The 14,859-nt window shown below is 71.6% G+C and carries 15 protein-coding genes and 1 tRNA gene; 10 read left to right on the top strand and 6 right to left on the bottom strand.

What is annotated here, in order from left to right; translation table 11 throughout:
- Positions 1–383: 383 nt before the first annotated feature.
- The 6 genes from CNQ36_RS10860 (at position 384) to CNQ36_RS10835 (ending at position 4,866) form a co-directional block, all read left to right on the top strand.
- The gene (locus tag CNQ36_RS10860; RefSeq protein ID WP_030218400.1) at positions 384–821 is read left to right on the top strand and encodes a DUF3052 domain-containing protein; all 438 of its coding nucleotides are present in this window, start codon (positions 384–386) and stop codon (positions 819–821) included.
- 109 nt (positions 822–930) lie between these two features.
- Entirely contained in the window at positions 931–1,389 is a 459-nt protein-coding gene (locus CNQ36_RS10855; RefSeq protein WP_121545833.1) for a peroxiredoxin, read from the top strand.
- A 133-nt stretch (positions 1,390–1,522) separates the two neighbouring features.
- Entirely contained in the window at positions 1,523–2,098 is a 576-nt protein-coding gene (locus CNQ36_RS10850; RefSeq protein ID WP_004931735.1) for a calcium homeostasis/redox stress adaptation protein, read from the top strand.
- A gap of 139 nt (positions 2,099–2,237) precedes the next feature.
- Entirely contained in the window at positions 2,238–2,813 is a 576-nt protein-coding gene (locus CNQ36_RS10845; protein WP_121545832.1) for a TerD family protein, read from the top strand.
- Between the two features lie 49 nt (positions 2,814–2,862).
- Positions 2,863–4,002, top strand: coding sequence for a DUF475 domain-containing protein (locus tag CNQ36_RS10840; protein ID WP_121545831.1), 1,140 nt, complete (start codon positions 2,863–2,865; stop codon positions 4,000–4,002).
- 126 nt (positions 4,003–4,128) lie between these two features.
- Positions 4,129–4,866, top strand: a complete 738-nt coding sequence (locus CNQ36_RS10835) for a TerD family protein (RefSeq protein ID WP_004931739.1) — start codon at positions 4,129–4,131, stop codon at positions 4,864–4,866.
- Positions 4,867–4,899: 33 nt separating this feature from the next.
- Here CNQ36_RS10835 and CNQ36_RS10830 read toward each other — a convergent pair whose 3' ends face one another.
- Positions 4,900–5,841: a TerD family protein gene (locus CNQ36_RS10830; protein WP_121545830.1), complete on the bottom strand. Its 942-nt coding sequence runs from the start codon at positions 5,839–5,841 to the stop codon at positions 4,900–4,902.
- Positions 5,842–6,017: 176 nt separating this feature from the next.
- On the opposite strand from CNQ36_RS10830, the gene CNQ36_RS10825 reads away from it, so the two are divergent.
- Genes CNQ36_RS10825 through CNQ36_RS10815 form a run of 3 tightly spaced genes read left to right on the top strand, consistent with a single transcriptional unit; the run spans position 6,018 to position 10,698 of the window.
- Positions 6,018–7,184: an HpcH/HpaI aldolase/citrate lyase family protein gene (locus tag CNQ36_RS10825; RefSeq protein WP_121545829.1), complete on the top strand. Its 1,167-nt coding sequence runs from the start codon at positions 6,018–6,020 to the stop codon at positions 7,182–7,184.
- A 5-nt stretch (positions 7,185–7,189) separates the two neighbouring features.
- Positions 7,190–9,886 carry a phosphoribosyltransferase gene (locus tag CNQ36_RS10820; protein WP_228312953.1) on the top strand — a complete coding sequence of 899 codons (2,697 nt, stop codon included), beginning with the start codon at positions 7,190–7,192 and terminating at the stop codon, positions 9,884–9,886.
- On the top strand, positions 9,886–10,698 hold the full coding sequence (locus CNQ36_RS10815; RefSeq protein WP_121545828.1) for an HAD family hydrolase: 813 nt from the start codon (positions 9,886–9,888) through the stop codon (positions 10,696–10,698). The genes CNQ36_RS10820 and CNQ36_RS10815 overlap by 1 nt, the downstream gene beginning before the upstream one ends.
- Before the next feature lie 53 nt (positions 10,699–10,751).
- Here the strand turns inward: CNQ36_RS10815 and CNQ36_RS10810 are convergent, their stop codons facing one another.
- The 4 genes from CNQ36_RS10810 to CNQ36_RS10795 form a co-directional block, all read right to left on the bottom strand.
- Complete coding sequence (locus tag CNQ36_RS10810; protein WP_121545827.1) at positions 10,752–11,510, bottom strand: DedA family protein; 759 nt, start codon at positions 11,508–11,510, stop codon at positions 10,752–10,754.
- 48 nt (positions 11,511–11,558) lie between these two features.
- Entirely contained in the window at positions 11,559–11,780 is a 222-nt protein-coding gene (locus CNQ36_RS10805) for an FmdB family zinc ribbon protein (protein WP_121545826.1), read from the bottom strand.
- Positions 11,781–11,811: 31 nt separating this feature from the next.
- Entirely contained in the window at positions 11,812–13,242 is a 1,431-nt protein-coding gene (locus CNQ36_RS10800) for a coiled-coil domain-containing protein (RefSeq protein ID WP_121545825.1), read from the bottom strand.
- A 74-nt stretch (positions 13,243–13,316) separates the two neighbouring features.
- Positions 13,317–14,114: a DUF4097 family beta strand repeat-containing protein gene (locus CNQ36_RS10795; RefSeq protein ID WP_121545824.1), complete on the bottom strand. Its 798-nt coding sequence runs from the start codon at positions 14,112–14,114 to the stop codon at positions 13,317–13,319.
- Positions 14,115–14,345: 231 nt separating this feature from the next.
- On the opposite strand from CNQ36_RS10795, the gene CNQ36_RS10790 reads away from it, so the two are divergent.
- Positions 14,346–14,417 (top strand) — tRNA-Val (locus CNQ36_RS10790).
- A gap of 68 nt (positions 14,418–14,485) precedes the next feature.
- Here CNQ36_RS10790 and CNQ36_RS10785 read toward each other — a convergent pair.
- Positions 14,486–14,827: a hypothetical protein gene (locus CNQ36_RS10785; protein ID WP_121545823.1), complete on the bottom strand. Its 342-nt coding sequence runs from the start codon at positions 14,825–14,827 to the stop codon at positions 14,486–14,488.
- Between the last annotated feature and the right edge of the window lie 32 nt (positions 14,828–14,859).

Below are 14,859 nucleotides of genomic sequence, written 5' to 3'. Positions count from 1 at the left end.
AGGGCCGTGAGGCGGGCCGCCGTCGCGCTACGGCCCGGATTGCGCCGTTCCCCATGGTCCACCCCGGGGCCGTCGGCGTCATCTCTACCCGGAGGTAATCCGATCCGCGCGACCAGTACGGTGTGCATAGGGCTCGTCCATTCGAGTCTTCGTACACAGAGACGGTTCCCAAAGGGCCAAATGGGGCACAAGGGTGTGGTGTACGTCACTACGGGCCATGATGGTGTGCCTGGAGTTGCGGTGACCCGGCCAGGATCGTCACCGTTTCGGCGGTCTGTGCGGCCGGGTACTTGCGCGATCGGTCCCGCCCGTGTGGACTACGGCCAATGCTGCGCGCACGCGCGTGGCCGAGTTATTCCCAAGACATGATCAGGAGGCAACCCGTGAGCGCGACCGCGGACCACGCGGAGGAGCGGACGAACCCTGCCGCCAGGCTGGGGTTCCAGCCCGGGCAGGTGGTCCAGGAGATCGGCTACGACGACGACGTCGACCAGGAGCTCCGCGAGGCCATTGAGGGCGTCATCGAGAGCGACCTCGTCGACGAGGACTACGACGACGTGGCCGACGCCGTTGTGCTCTGGTTCCGTGACGACGACGGCGACCTGACGGATGCGCTGGTGGACGCCACCACGTACATCGAAGAAGGCGGCGCGATTCTGCTCCTCACGCCGAAGACCGGCCGTTCGGGCTATGTGGAGCCGAGCGACATCTCGGAGGCCGCCACCACGGCGGGCCTGACGGCGGCCAAGAGCGTCAGCGTCGGCAAGGACTGGAGCGGCAGCCGGCTGGCGACGCCCAAGGCGGCCAAGTCCAAGCGGTGAACCACCCCCGGGCGGGCCGGTCGCGTCATGCGTCGGCCCGTCCGTCGGTCTGTCGTACTCCCTGCGTAGGCTGGTCGGAGAGATCCACGCCGAAGGGATGAACACGACGATGGCGATCCAGGCCGGCGACAAGGCCCCCGACTTCGAACTCAAGGACAACCACGGCGCCGGGGTGCGGCTGTCCGACTTCCGCGGGCAGAAGAACGTGGTGCTGCTGTTCTACCCGTTCGCCTTCACGGGCGTGTGCACGGGCGAGCTGTGCGAGGTCCGTGACCACCTGCCGCAGTTCGCCGACCGCGACACCCAGGTGCTCGCCGTCTCCAACGACTCCATCCACACCCTGCGCGTCTTCGCCGAGCAGGAGGACCTGGAGTACCCGCTGCTCAGCGACTTCTGGCCGCACGGCAACGTCTCGCGCGCCTACGGCGTCTTCGACGAGGACAAGGGGTGCGCGGTGCGCGGGACCTTCATCATCGACAAGGAGGGCGTCGTGCGCTGGACCGTCCTCAACGGTCTGCCGGACGCCCGTGACCTGAACGAGTACGTGAAAGCGCTCGACACCCTGTGACCCGGCCCGACACCCTGTGATTCTTCGGCCTCGGGGCCTGCGGCCGCCGGGAACCCGTCATTAGGATCGACTCGTTGATCCGACATCCGACGCACTACGGGGCACCCCGCCCCAGGACACCAAGGGAGGACTCGTGGGAGTCAGCCTCAGCAAGGGCGGCAACGTATCGCTGACCAAGGAGGCGCCGGGCCTGACCGCGGTCATCGTCGGTCTGGGGTGGGACATCCGCACCACGACCGGTACGGACTTCGACCTCGACGCCAGCGCGCTGCTGCTGAACAACAGCGGCAAGGTCGCCAGTGACGCGCACTTCATCTTCTTCAACAACCTGAAGAGCCCGGACGGCTCGGTCGAGCACACCGGCGACAACCTCACCGGTGAGGGCGAGGGCGACGACGAGCAGATCAAGATCAACCTCGCCGGGGTCCCCGCCGACATCGAGAAGATCGTCTTCCCGGTCTCCATCTACGACGCCGAGAACCGCCAGCAGTCGTTCGGCCAGGTGCGCAACGCGTTCATCCGCGTCGTCAACCAGGCCGGCGAGGCGGAGATCGCCCGCTACGACCTGTCGGAGGACGCCTCCACCGAGACCGCCATGGTCTTCGGTGAGCTGTACCGGCACGGCGCGGAGTGGAAGTTCCGCGCCATCGGCCAGGGCTACGCCTCGGGCCTGCGCGGCATCGCGCAGGACTTCGGCGTGAACGTCTGAGACGGCCACACCCCCGGGCGGCCACGCCCGGGACCGCGGCCGTCCCGCGCGGCCACACCGCCCGGCGCCGCACGGTTTACGTGCGGCGCCGGATGCGCAGGACCACCTGAGAAACATCACCCGGAGGGGGACCAGCATCATGGGCGTCACTCTTGCCAAAGGGGGAAACGTCTCCCTGTCCAAGGCCGCACCGAACCTCACCCAGGTGATGATCGGGCTCGGCTGGGACGCGCGCTCCACCACCGGAGCCGACTTCGACCTCGACGCCAGCGCGCTGATGTGCAGCGGCGGCCGGGTCATGGGGGACGAGTGGTTCGTCTTCTACAACCAGCTCACGAGCCCGGACGGCTCGGTGGAGCACACCGGCGACAACCTCACCGGTGAGGGCGAGGGCGACGACGAGTCCCTGCTGGTCGACCTGCCCAAGGTGCCGGCCCAGTGCGACAAGATCGTCTTTCCGGTCTCCATCCACATGGCCGACGAGCGCGGCCAGACGTTCGGCCAGGTCAGCAATGCCTTCATCCGCGTGGTGAACCAGGCGGACGGCCAGGAACTCGCCCGGTACGACCTGAGCGAGGACGCGTCCACCGAGACGGCGATGATCTTCGGAGAGCTCTACCGCTACCAGGGCGAGTGGAAGTTCCGTGCAGTGGGACAGGGGTACGCGTCGGGGCTGCGGGGCATCGCTCTAGACTTCGGAGTCAACGTTTCGTAAAGCCGACACCGGCAGCGGGGGAGACCCGTACACACACCTGGGGTAGCCAGTGGTTCTGAAAACCTTCGGCTGGTCGTTCGCGGTCACCGCGCTCGGCCTGGTCGCAGCGGTTCTCTTCGGGGGGTGGACCGCCTTCGGCATCGTGGCGATCCTCTCGATCCTCGAGATCTCGCTGTCGTTCGACAACGCGGTGGTCAACGCCGGGATCCTGAAGAAGATGAATGCCTTCTGGCAGAAGATCTTCCTCACCATCGGCATTCTGATCGCCGTCTTCGGCATGCGGCTGGTCTTCCCCGTCGTGATCGTCGCCATCAGCGCGCAGCTGGGCCCGATCGAGGCGGTCGATCTCGCGCTCAGTGACAAGGACCGTTACCAGGAGCTCGTCACCGACGCCCACCCGGCGATCGCCGCGTTCGGTGGCATGTTCCTGCTGATGATCTTCCTGGACTTCATCTTCGAGGACCGGGACATCAAGTGGCTGGCCTGGCTGGAGCGCCCGCTGGCCAAGCTCGGCAAGGTCGACATGCTGTCGGTCTGCATCGCGCTCGTCATCCTGCTGATCTCCGCCATGACCTTCGCCACCAACGCCCACCAGCACGGCGGCGGCCATGCCGACAAGGCCGAGACGGTGCTGCTCTCCGGCATCGCGGGTCTGATCACCTACATGATCGTGGGCGGCCTCTCCGGCTACTTCGAGGACAAGCTCGAAGAGGAGGAGGAACGCGAGCACGAGGAGGAGGAGAAGGCCGAACGGGCCGGGAAACCCCGCACGGGGGTCGCGCTGGCCGGCAAGGCCGCGTTCTTCATGTTCCTCTACCTCGAGGTCCTGGACGCCTCCTTCTCCTTCGACGGCGTCATCGGCGCCTTCGCCATCACCAACGACATCGTCCTGATGGCGCTCGGCCTGGGCATCGGCGCCATGTACGTCCGGTCGCTCACGGTCTACCTGGTCCGCCAGGGCACCCTGGACGACTACGTCTACCTGGAGCACGGCGCCCACTACGCGATCGGCGCCCTGGCCCTGATCCTGCTGGTCACCATCCAGTACCAGATCCACGAGCTCATCACCGGCCTGATCGGCGTCGTCCTCATCGGCGCCTCCTTCTGGTCCTCCGTCCGCCGCAACAAGGCACTCGCGGCGGCCGAGGGAAACGCCGGGGACAAGACTGAGGTCTCCTCCGGGGTGTGACAGCCATCCGGGTGAGGAACGCTCTCGACGGGGCGGTACCGAGGACCACTCCTCGGCGCCGCCCCGTCGGCCGTCCGGGGAACCCGGCGGCCCGAGCGGGGTTCGACGACTGGACTTGGGGCGGGAATGGGTTTCCTGGACGGACTGTGGCGCGGACGCGAGAGCGCCTTCGACTCGGGCAGCGCGGCCAGCAACGCCATCGAACTGACCAAACGGCACGGTCAGGTGTCCCTGACCAAACAGGGCGCGGCCACCGGCCATCTGCGGATCAATCTGAGCTGGCGGATGCGGACCTCCGACTTCGGCGGCTCCCAGCGGGAGAGCCTGCTGCGCCACCCCTTCAAGGCGCTCAAGCCGCCGGAGGTCGTCGGCCACAGCCAGTCCATGGTCAACGTCGACCTCGACCTCGGCTGTCTGTACGAGCTCCAGGACGGCACCAAGGGCGTGGTCCAGCCGCTCGGCGGCTACCTCGGCGACGTCAACGGCGCCCCGTACGTCAAGCTCAGCGGTGACGACCGGTTCGGGTCCGGCTCCGGCGAGACGATGTACGTCAACCTGGACCACCGGGAGAACATCAAGCGCCTGCTGGTCTTCGCCTACATCTACGACCAGACGCCCGCGTTCGACCGGACGCACGCCATGGTGACCCTCTTCCCCAGCAACGGCCCGCGGATCGAGATCGGACTCGACGAACGCCAGCCCCAGGCCCGCTCCTGCGCCGTGGTGATGATCGAGAACGTCAAGAACGAGATCATCGTGCGCCGCGAGGTGAAGTTCGTGTACGGGTTCCAGGCGGAGCTGGACCGGCTCTACGGCTGGGGGCTGCAGTGGGGCCGGGGCTTCAAGACGAAGGCCGACCGGTGAGCCGCACGCCGGGCGTGATCCGCCGGGCGGGCCTCAGCGCCCGATGAACTGCGGCCCCTGCGGCGGAAGCTGGAAGTCCGGGTCGGGGGACACGGCGGCCGGCGGAGGGAAGCCGTACCCGGACGGCGCCCCCGCGGCGGCCGTGGCGGGCGCCGGCGGGTAGCCGTAGGCGGGCCGGGCGGCGGGCTGCGGGTAGCCGTAGGCCGGCTGGGTGGCCGCGGGCTGCTGCGGCGGGTAGCCGTACGCGGGCTGCGCGGGCACCCCGGCCGGCTGCTCGGGCGGCAGCGGGCGGGACACCTCGGGGACCGGCGGGACGAGCGGGGCCTGCGGCTGGGTCAGGGCCTCCGCGGAGGTCCGGTCGGCCGCCTGGACGTGCGCGGTCGGGGGCGGCAGCTGGGTGACGTCGGCGGGGTCGGCCTGCTGTGCCGCCTCCGACTCGTCCACCGAGATGCCGAAGTCGGTCGCCAGGCCCTGCAGACCGTTCGAATAGCCCTCGCCGAGCGCCCGGAACTTCCAACCCTCCCCGCGCCGGTACAGCTCGCCGCAGATCAGCGCGGTCTCCTGGCCCGTCTCCGGCTTGACGTCGAAGTACGCCAGCGCCTCACCGTCGGCGGCCTGGGCGTCGTACAGGAGGATGCGCAGGGACCGTACGCGGTCGAAGGTGACGCCGTCCGCCGACGCGACGAGCAGAATGCGGCCGACACCGGACTCGACACCGGCGAGATCTGTCTGGATCGTGTCGGTCAGGCCCTCGGCGACGGGCTTCTTGCCGAGCCGCCACACCTTTCCGGCAGGGTGCCGGGGCTGGTTGTAGAAGACGAAGTCCTCGTCGGAGCGCACACGACCGTCGAGGCCGAGGAGCAGCGCGGAGGCGTCGACGTCCGGCACCCCCTGCCCGGGCGACCAGCGCAGCACGGCGCGTACCGTGGTGGCCTCGAGAGGGACGTTCGACCCCTTGAGCATCGCGTGCGTCATGCGGTCATCCTGCCTTCTCCGTCCTGGTCACGACAACGCGGGGGGTTGGGACCGACACACCCGGGTTACCTGAAGTTCATGCCCCGCCGGAACCGACGACATGGATCCCTACGTACTATTACCGGCCACCTTCCGACATTCCCAGAGAATCCACAGAGAGGCCACGGGGGAGTTCAATGCGTCATTTCGGGCACATCGCCCCTGCGGTGCGGAAACGTCTCTTCTACCGGGAGCCCGGTGAGTTCACCCCGGCCTCCCCGGCCCGGCTGCTCTCCGCCGCCCTCGGGGCCACGCTCTACAGCCCCGCGACCCGGCCCCGCCTCGCCGACGACGTCGTCAAGCAGGGCGCACGCGGCGTGGTCTCCATGGTGCTGTGCCTCGAGGACTCCATCGGCGACGCGGACGTGACCGCGGGCGAGGAGAACCTCGTACACCAGTTCGCCGATCTGGCCGGACGGCCCGGGGCGGATCTGCCGCTGCTGTTCATCCGGGTCCGCACCTCCGAGCAGATCCCCGACCTCGTCCGCCGCCTCGGCCCCTCCGTCCGGCTGCTGTCCGGATTCGTGCTGCCCAAGTTCACCGCGGAACGCGGCCTCCCCTTCCTGGAGGCGCTGACCACCGCCGAGTCCGAGAGCGGCCACCGGCTCTACGCCATGCCCGTGCTGGAATCGCCCGAGCTGCTCTACCGCGAGACCCGGGTGGAGACCCTCGAGGGGATCTTCCGCGCCGTCGACAAGTACCGCGACCGCGTGCTCGCGCTGCGCCTCGGCGTGACCGACTTCTGCTCCTCGTACGGGCTGCGCAGGGGCCCCGACATGACGGCGTACGACATCCAGGTCGTCGCCTCCGTCATCTCCGACGTGGTGAACATGCTGGCCCGCGCCGACGGCACCGGCTTCACGGTGACCGGGCCCGTCTGGGAGTACTTCCGCGTCCAGGAGCGCATGTTCAAGCCGCTGCTGCGGCAGAGCCCCTTCCTCGAGGTGCAGGCCGTCGCGCTGCGCCAGAAGCTGATCGAACACGCCATGGACGGCCTGCTCCGCGAGATCTCCCTGGACCGGGCCAACGGTCTGCTGGGCAAGACCTGCATCCACCCCTCCCACGTGCTGCCGGTGCACGCGCTCTCCGTCGTCAGCCACGAGGAGTTCAGCGACGCCCAGGACATCCTCCGGCCGGAACGCGGCGGCGGGGGTGTACTGCGGTCCGCCTACACGAACAAGATGAACGAGGTGAAGCCGCACCGGGCCTGGGCGGAGCGGACGCTGCTGCGCGCGGAGGTCTTCGGCGTCGCCAACGAGGACATCGGCTTCGTGGAACTGCTGGCGGCGGGCCTGGGGGAGTGAGCGGGATGGAGAAGGCAGTGGACGAGGGCGGGCACCGGCCGGTGCGACGCGGCACCCCGGCCGGCGAGGACATATGGTCCGGCACCTGGGTCACCGAACGGCTCGGCGTCGAGCTGCAAGGGGACGAGGACCTGCCCGCGCTGCTGGGGCTGGCGCTGCGCCGCAACCCCAAGCGGGCCCATCTGCTGGTCTCCCACGTCCTCGGCAAGCACGTGCCCCAGTCGCCGGCCGTGGTGTACGGCCACGGCGTGGCGCTCGGCCGCAGGGTGCGGGAGCTGCTGGGGGACTCGGCCCACGACGCGGTGGTCCTCGGCTACGCCGAGACCGCGACCGGTCTCGGCCACTCCGTCGCGGACGGGCTGGGCGTGGCCCGCTGTCTGCACTCCACGCGCCGTCCGGTCGCGGGGACGGCCACGGCCGGGGGCTTCGAGGAGTCCCACTCCCACGCCACGTCCCACCTGCTGCTCCCGGAGGACCCGTCCCTGCTGGCCGGGGAGGGGCCGCTGGTGCTGGTCGACGACGAGTTCTCCACGGGGAACACGGTGTTGAACACCGTGCGCGATCTTCATGCGCGGTATCCGCGGGGGTGGTACGTGATCGTCGCTCTCGTCGACATGCGGTCGCCCGCGGACGCCGGGCGTCTTGACGAGTTCGCCCGGGGGATCGGGGCGCGGATCGACCTGGTCACGACGGCGTCGGGCACGGTGCGGTTGCCTGACGGCGTCCTGGAGAAGGGCCAGGAACTGGTGGCACGCCACGAGCGCGCCTCGGGTGGTGGGTCGGGTGCGGCTGGGTCCGGGTCGGGCGCGCAGTTCCCCGCGCCCCTGGAGGGTGCTTCGGGTGGTGGGTCGGGTGCGGGTGCGTCGGGGTCGGTCGCGCAGTTCCCCGCGCCCCTGGGGGGCGATGGTGGTTCCGCGAGGCGTGAAGCGGACGGTTGGGCAGGTCACTCAGGGGCGCGGGGAACTGCGCGATCAGCCCCCACCGGCCCGCGCCCGGCAGGCGGCCTCACGCGGGTGGAGCTGGGCTGGCCGGCCGGCCTGCCGGACGGCGGACGGCACGGCTTCACCCCCGCGCACCGCGCCCGCCTGGAGCACGCGCTCCCGGACATGGCGGCCCGCCTCGCACAGGCACTCCCCGCCGACGCGCACCGCGTCCTCGTCCTCGGCTTCGAGGAACTGATGTACGCACCGCTGCGGCTCGCCCACGAGCTGGAGCGGACCACCCGCGCCGAGGTGCGGTTCTCCACCACCACCCGCTCACCCGTCCTCGCCGTCGACGACCCCGGCTACGCCATACGCACCCGCCTCGTCTTCCCCGCCCACGACGACCCCGCCGACGGCCCCGGCGAGCGCTACGCCTACAACGTCGCCGGCGGCGGGTTCGACGCCGTCGTCGCCGTCGTCGACTCGGCCGCCGACACCCCGGCGCTGCACGCGCCCGACGGCCTGCTCGCCCGGCTCGCGGCGCACACCCCCCAGGTCCTCCTCGCGGTCGTACCGTCGTACGTGCCCGCGCCCCAGGACGCCCCCGAAAGGCCCGCCACCATGCTGCCCGAGCCCCTCAGAGGCCCCGCCTTCTCCTCGTACGCGCCCGAGGAGGTCGGCTGGCTGCTCCAGGACCTCTCGCACGTGACGCTGGAGGCGCCGACCGAGGAGCGCGAGGAGGCCGTCCAGAGCGGCGGCGCCCACTACGCGGAGTCGCTGCCGGTCGAGTACCAGCCCAGCGAGCAGTACCAGGAGCTGTTCCACGCCGCCCTGGACGAGTCGGCCGCCCGCCTCGCCCACGCGGTGGGCGTGGTCACCGAGACCGTCCTCGCCGAGCGCGCTCCCCGGCCGGTGCTCGTCTCCCTGGCCCGCGCGGGCACCCCCGTCGGCATCCTGATGCGCCGCTGGGCACAGCACCGCCACGGCCTCGACCTGCCGCACTACGCCGTCTCCATCGTCCGCGGCCGGGGCATCGACGCCAACGCGCTGCGCTGGCTGGCCGCCCACCACGACCCCCGGGACGTGGTCTTCGTCGACGGCTGGACCGGCAAGGGTGCCATCACCCGCGAACTCGCCCAGGCGGTCGAGGAGTTCGAGAAGCTGGAGGGCGTCACCGGCTTCGACCCGGAGATCGCGGTGCTCGCCGACCCGGGCTCCTGCGTCCGCACCTACGGCACCCGCGAGGACTACCTGATCCCCTCCGCCTGCCTCAACTCGACGGTCTCCGGCCTGATCTCGCGCACCGTGCTCCGCGCCGACCTGGTCGGCCCGGACGACTTCCACGGCGCCAAGTTCTACCGCGAACTGGCCGGCGCGGACCTCTCGGTGGCCTTCCTGGACGCCGTGTCCGCCCGCTTCCCCGAGGTCATCGACGCCGCCTGCGCCGAGGCCAAGGACCTGCTCTCCGCGGACCGCACGCCCACCTGGGAGGGCTGGGCGGCCGTCGAACGCATCAGTGAGGAGTACGGCATCCACGACGTGAACCTCGTCAAGCCCGGCGTCGGCGAGACCACCCGGGTGCTGCTGCGCCGGGTGCCCTGGAAGGTGCTCGCGCGGGCAGGGGCCGGCAGCGACCTCGACCATGTGCGCCTGCTCGCCGAGCAGCGCGGCGTGCCCGTCGAGGAGGTCGCCGAACTGCCCTACACCTGCGTCGGGCTGATACACCCCCGCTACACCCGGGGCGCCACCGGCGCCGACGGCAGGGCGGTGACCCGCTGATGCCCGTCATCGTCGCCAGCGACCTCGACCGCACGCTCATCTACTCCGCGGCCGCCCTCGCCCTGACCATGCCGGACGCCCGGGCGCCCCGGCTGCTGTGCGTGGAGGTCCACGAGAGCAAGCCCCTGTCCTACATGACGGAGACCGCGGCCCGGCTCCTCACCGACCTCGGTGACGCCGCCCTGTTCGTGCCGACGACGACCCGCACCCGCAAGCAGTACCAGCGCATCAACCTCCCCGGCCCGGCCCCGGCCTACGCGATCTGCGCCAACGGCGGGCACCTCCTGGTCGACGGCGTCTCCGACGGGGACTGGCACGCGCGGGTCCTCGCCCGGCTGGCCGACGAGTGCGCCCCGCTGTCCGAGGTGCAGGAGCATCTGCTGCGGACCGCCGACCCGGTCTGGGTGCGCAAGCACCGGGTCGCCGAGGACCTCTTCGCCTACCTCGTCGTCGAGCGTGAGCTGCTGCCCGAGGAGTGGGTGAAGGAGCTCGGGGAGTGGGCGGAGAACCGCGGCTGGACGGTGTCCCTCCAGGGCCGCAAGATCTACGCCGTGCCCAAGCCGCTCACCAAGAGCGCCGCCATGCGCGAGGTCGTCCGCCGCACCGGCGCCGACCTCACCCTCGCCGCCGGCGACTCCCTCCTCGACGCCGACCTCCTCCTCGCCGCCGACCGGAGCTGGCGTCCCGGCCACGGCGAACTGGCCGACGACGACTGGACGGCCCCCGCGGTACGGGCACTGCCCGAGCGCGGTGTCCTGGCCGGCGAACGCATCCTGCGCGAGCTGCTCCACACGGTGCGCGCACCGCGCTGAGCCTGTCCGGAACCCGCCCCTCGACCGGAGGGGCGGGTACCGGGCGTACGCCGTCAGCCGTGACGGCGGAGGACCATCGTGTCGGAGCGGTCGCCGTCGGCTCCGGCGGCGGGGTCCGCCCGGTGGCCGGGGGACGCGGACTCCCCGTCGGCCCGCCTGCGACGGCCGCCGCCCGAGCGCAGCAGCCGCAGCACCACGAACGCCGGCACCGCCAGCGCCACCACGCCGAGCACCACCTTCGAGTACGCCGAGACGACGGCCGTGACCTGCGCCCAGTTGTCCCCCAGCGCGTACCCCGCGAGCACGAACGCGGTGTTCCAGATCGCGCTGCCCAGCGTGGTCAGGCCGAGGAACTTCGGCAGCGGCATGCGCTCCACGCCGGCCGGCACCGATATGAGGCTGCGGAAGATCGGGATCATCCGGCCGAAGAACACCGCCTTCGGCCCGTGCCGCAGGAACCAGGCCTCCGTCTTCTCGATGTCGGAGACCTTCACCAGGGGCAGCCGCCCAGCCATCGCCACCGTCCGGTCCCTGCCGAGCAGCGCGCCCACCCCGTACAGCGCGAGCGCGCCGACCACCGAGCCCGCCGTGGTCCACAGCAGCACGGCGAGCAGGCTCATCCGCCCGCTGCTCGCGGCGAAGCCCGCCAGCGGCAGGATCACCTCGCTGGGCAGCGGGGGGAAGAGGTTCTCCAGCGCGATGGCGAGGCCGGCCCCGGGGGCGCCCATGGCGTCCATGAGGTCGTTGACCCACTGCGGTCCGGCGTCGCCGCCCCCGGCCGCCGTGATCGTGCGCGCTGCGATGGCTGTCATGCCCTCACGTTAGGAACGTGAAGCTGAAGGGAGCCTGAGGACGGCCCGTCAGCCGCAGCAGCCCCCGCCGCAGCAGCCGCCGCCCCCGCCGCCCGCGCGGGGCGCCGGGGCGGGAGCGGAGGCCGTACCGGCCACCGCGACCGTGGAGAGGAGCTTCACCGTGTCGTCGTGGCCCGCCGGGCAGGCGGCGGGGGCGGCGGACTCGGCCATGGGACGGCTCAGTTCGAAGGTGTCGCCGCAGGTCCGGCAGCGGTACTCGTAACGAGGCATGGGCACAGGTTAACCGGCCGGGCGGTGACGGTCAGTGGGCGGCGCCGCCGCGTTCCTCCCGGATCCGCGACACCACCCGGCCCACCGCCGTCCGTACTTCCTCCGTCTCCGTCAGGAAGTGCCAGTAGTCGGGATGGCGGCCCTCCAGGCCGGCGACGGCCCGGTCCAGGCGGGCGACGGCGTCGTCCAGGGGGCGGGCGTGGCGCGGCTCGGGGGTGTTGCGGCCGGCCATGGCCAGACGCTGGGCGTCGCGGATGGCGAACCGGGTGCGTTCGATCTCCCGCTCCGGGTCCTTCTGCACCGCGTTCAGCCGCCGCAGCCGGTCGCCGGCGGCCGACACGGCCTCGTCGGTCGTGTTCAGCAGCGCCCGCACGGTCGACAGCAGAGCCGTCGCGTCCGCCCAGCGCTGCTCCTCGCGGGCCCTCCTGGCCTCGGCGAGCCGGTCCTCCGCCCGAGCCACGTTCTCCGCGGCCGAGTCGGGGACGTGCTGCAGGTCCTGCCAGCAGGCGGCGGTGAAGCGGCGGCGCAGTTCGCTGAGCACCGGTTCGACCTGCTCGGAGCGGGTGGTGAGGGCCTGGGCGCGGGTGCGCAGGGAGACCAGTCGGTGGTCGATCTCGGCGGCCCGCTCCGGCAGCCGTTCGGCCTCGACGCGGATCGCCTCGGCCTCGCGGGTGACGCGTTCGGCCCGCTCCAGGGTCTGCGGTACGCCGTGCTGCCCCGCTCCCTGGTTCAGCCGGGTCAGTTCCGGCGAGAGCACGGCGAGCCGGGCGGCGAGGTCGTCGGCCTTCAGACCGGATCCGCGTGCGGTGTCGAGGGACTCGGAGGCGGCGAGCAGCGCCTGCCGGGCGCGTTCGACGGCGGGCGCGAGCCGGGCGAGCTGGGTCTCGGCCTTGCCGAGGAGGGGGCCGAGCCCGTCGGCGAACCGGTCCAGCTCCTGCCTGACCCGGCCGAGCTCCTCCTTGGCGGCGGTCAGCTCGGCACGGGCCCGGGAGGCGGCGGACGCCTCCAGGTCGTCGCGGTCGAGGTCGTGGGCGTCGACGGCCTCGATGTACTGGTGGCTGGCCTCGTCGATGCGCCGGCCGAGCGCCTCGAAGTCGGAGACGGCGCGGCGGGCGGCGGGGGAGGAGTCGACGGCGTTGATCGTCTCGACGGAGATGCGCAGGTCGCGCTGGGCGGTGTCGAGCTCGTAGAAGGCGGCGGCCGCCGCGTCCTTGGCGGCCTGCGCCTCGGCCCGCTGGTTCTCGGCCCGTCCCCCGAACCAGCGCCGCGTGCCGCCGCCGGCGAACGCCGCGGGCAGTGCCAGCGCGGCCACCAGCGGCAGCCCCACCAGGGCGAGCACGTCACGCAGTGGCCCGGAGGCCCCGCGGACACGGGTCCGCGGTGGCGGGGGAGGCACGGCACGGGACACCCGCGGCACGCGTGGCTCCGACGGCGAGTACGGCTGCGCTGGTGTCGCCGTCACATCCCTCTCCCGTACTGTCGTTCGCCCGGCCCGATGACATTCTCCCACCGGTGGAGGACGAAGACACGGGTCGGTCAGTTCACCGTACGGACGGTGAGATTGCCGTCGCCGGTCCGCGCGGTCACCACATGGGAGCTCGAGTCGTCGCGGGGCACCGACACGTCCTCGCCGCCGTCGCCGGTCGAGGTGTCCACCCGGTAGGAGGCGCGGGGCAGGCCGATGGTCAGGGAACCGTCGCCGCTGCGGGAGTCCACCAGGTCGGGCACGGCGCCGAGTTCGAGCCGCACCGAGCCGTCACCGCTGTGGGTGCGCACCGTGCGCGAGGAGACCTCGGCGCGCACGGATCCGTCACCGGTGCGCAGTTCCAGCGGCCCGCTGGAGTCCGTGACATGGACGGACCCGTCGGTCGTACGGATGCTCAGCGCGTCGCGGAAGCCCCGCGCCCGCACGCTGCCGTCTTTCTCCTCGACCTTGACGGAGACTCCGCGGGGCACCTCGATGCGGTGCTTGGCGGCGCAGTCGGCGACGATGCCCGAGCACTTCTCGCGCAGCACCAGCCGGTCGCCGTCCATGGTCCAGGTGACCTTCGGGTCCGAGCCGATGGCGACGGTGCCCCGGAACCAGCGGGTGACCTCGATCCGGCCCGGGGAGTTCCCCTCGGAGGCGACGATCTCCAGGGCGGAGTCGTCGGAGTCGATGGTGAGGGTCCGGCCGGGCAGGTCGAAGGACCGGTGCTCAGGATCGTCGTCGTCGGCGGCCGACGCCCCGCAGGCGCTCAGGCCCGCGACGAGTACCGCGGTGGCCCCGGCGAGGGCCAGGGCACGGGTCCGGGCGGTGCGGGTCGTACGGGTCGTGCGGGTCGTGCGGGTCATGGACGGTCTCCCCCTGGGACGGACGGGGCGCTCACCCACGGTGTTCGAGCGCTCTTCGACCGTACGGAGCGGGGGGCCGCCGGGGGATCCGGGCGGCTGGCGGATCCGGGGTGGGGATATCCCCCGGTGGTCCCGGCGGTGCCGGCGGTCCCGGCGGTCCGCGGGGGTGTGACGGGCCGTGTGCCCGGCAATGTAGGCTGTCGGTTCGACCCGGGCGTGTGCCCGGGGCGCGGGTGCGTAGCTCAGGGGTAGAGCGCCTGCCTTACAAGCAGGATGTCGGCGGTTCGAAACCGTCCGCGCCCACCGTGGCCGAGGGCCCCCGGAGAGTCTCCGGGGGCCCTCGGCCGTCGTGCCGTCCCTGTCCGGGTCCCCTACGGGGACTCCTCCGGGCCCTTGTGGGCGTGCTTCAGCCGGGAGCGGGCGTGCACCCGGTCGCCGCCGGTGAATCCGGCCCAGTAGCGGTGGGTGCTGACGAACACCGCGAGCTCGTGCTCCCGCTGCCGGAGCTTCTCCACCTCGGCCTGTTCGTCGTCGTCCCAGCCGGGGGAGGCGGGGCGTTCGATCTTGCGCCAGCCGTTGTCGTCGCTGAAGCCGTCGAGGGGCTCGACCGACCAGGGGAGCCGCCTCAGCAGGGCCGACAGCTCGGCCCGGACCTGATGCAGTTCCTCCTGACCGGCGAGGAGGTCACCCGGAAAGTCATAGGTCTCAGCCACACGGCAATCATACGCCTGTTCGATTTTGGGTG

It is taken from the genome of Streptomyces fungicidicus (genome assembly GCF_003665435.1).
Lineage (GTDB): Bacteria > Actinomycetota > Actinomycetes > Streptomycetales > Streptomycetaceae > Streptomyces > Streptomyces fungicidicus.
This window is presented reverse-complemented; position numbering and strand designations above follow the sequence as displayed.

Bases quoted from the DNA above. Each gene is read 5' to 3' on its own strand.
- CNQ36_RS10815 (WP_121545828.1), top strand. From the start codon at position 9,886: ATGCCCGTCATCGTCGCCAGCGACCTCGACCGCACGCTCATCTACTCC.
- CNQ36_RS10810 (WP_121545827.1), bottom strand. From the start codon at position 11,510: ATGACAGCCATCGCAGCGCGCACGATCACGGCGGCCGGGGGCGGCGAC.
- CNQ36_RS10845 (WP_121545832.1), top strand. From the start codon at position 2,238: ATGGGCGTCACTCTTGCCAAAGGGGGAAACGTCTCCCTGTCCAAGGCC.
- CNQ36_RS10820 (WP_228312953.1), top strand. From the start codon at position 7,190: ATGGAGAAGGCAGTGGACGAGGGCGGGCACCGGCCGGTGCGACGCGGC.
- CNQ36_RS10795 (WP_121545824.1), bottom strand. From the start codon at position 14,114: ATGACCCGCACGACCCGCACGACCCGTACGACCCGCACCGCCCGGACC.
- CNQ36_RS10805 (WP_121545826.1), bottom strand. From the start codon at position 11,780: ATGCCTCGTTACGAGTACCGCTGCCGGACCTGCGGCGACACCTTCGAA.
- CNQ36_RS10830 (WP_121545830.1), bottom strand. From the start codon at position 5,841: ATGACGCACGCGATGCTCAAGGGGTCGAACGTCCCTCTCGAGGCCACC.
- CNQ36_RS10855 (WP_121545833.1), top strand. From the start codon at position 931: ATGGCGATCCAGGCCGGCGACAAGGCCCCCGACTTCGAACTCAAGGAC.
- CNQ36_RS10835 (WP_004931739.1), top strand. From the start codon at position 4,129: ATGGGTTTCCTGGACGGACTGTGGCGCGGACGCGAGAGCGCCTTCGAC.
- CNQ36_RS10825 (WP_121545829.1), top strand. From the start codon at position 6,018: ATGCGTCATTTCGGGCACATCGCCCCTGCGGTGCGGAAACGTCTCTTC.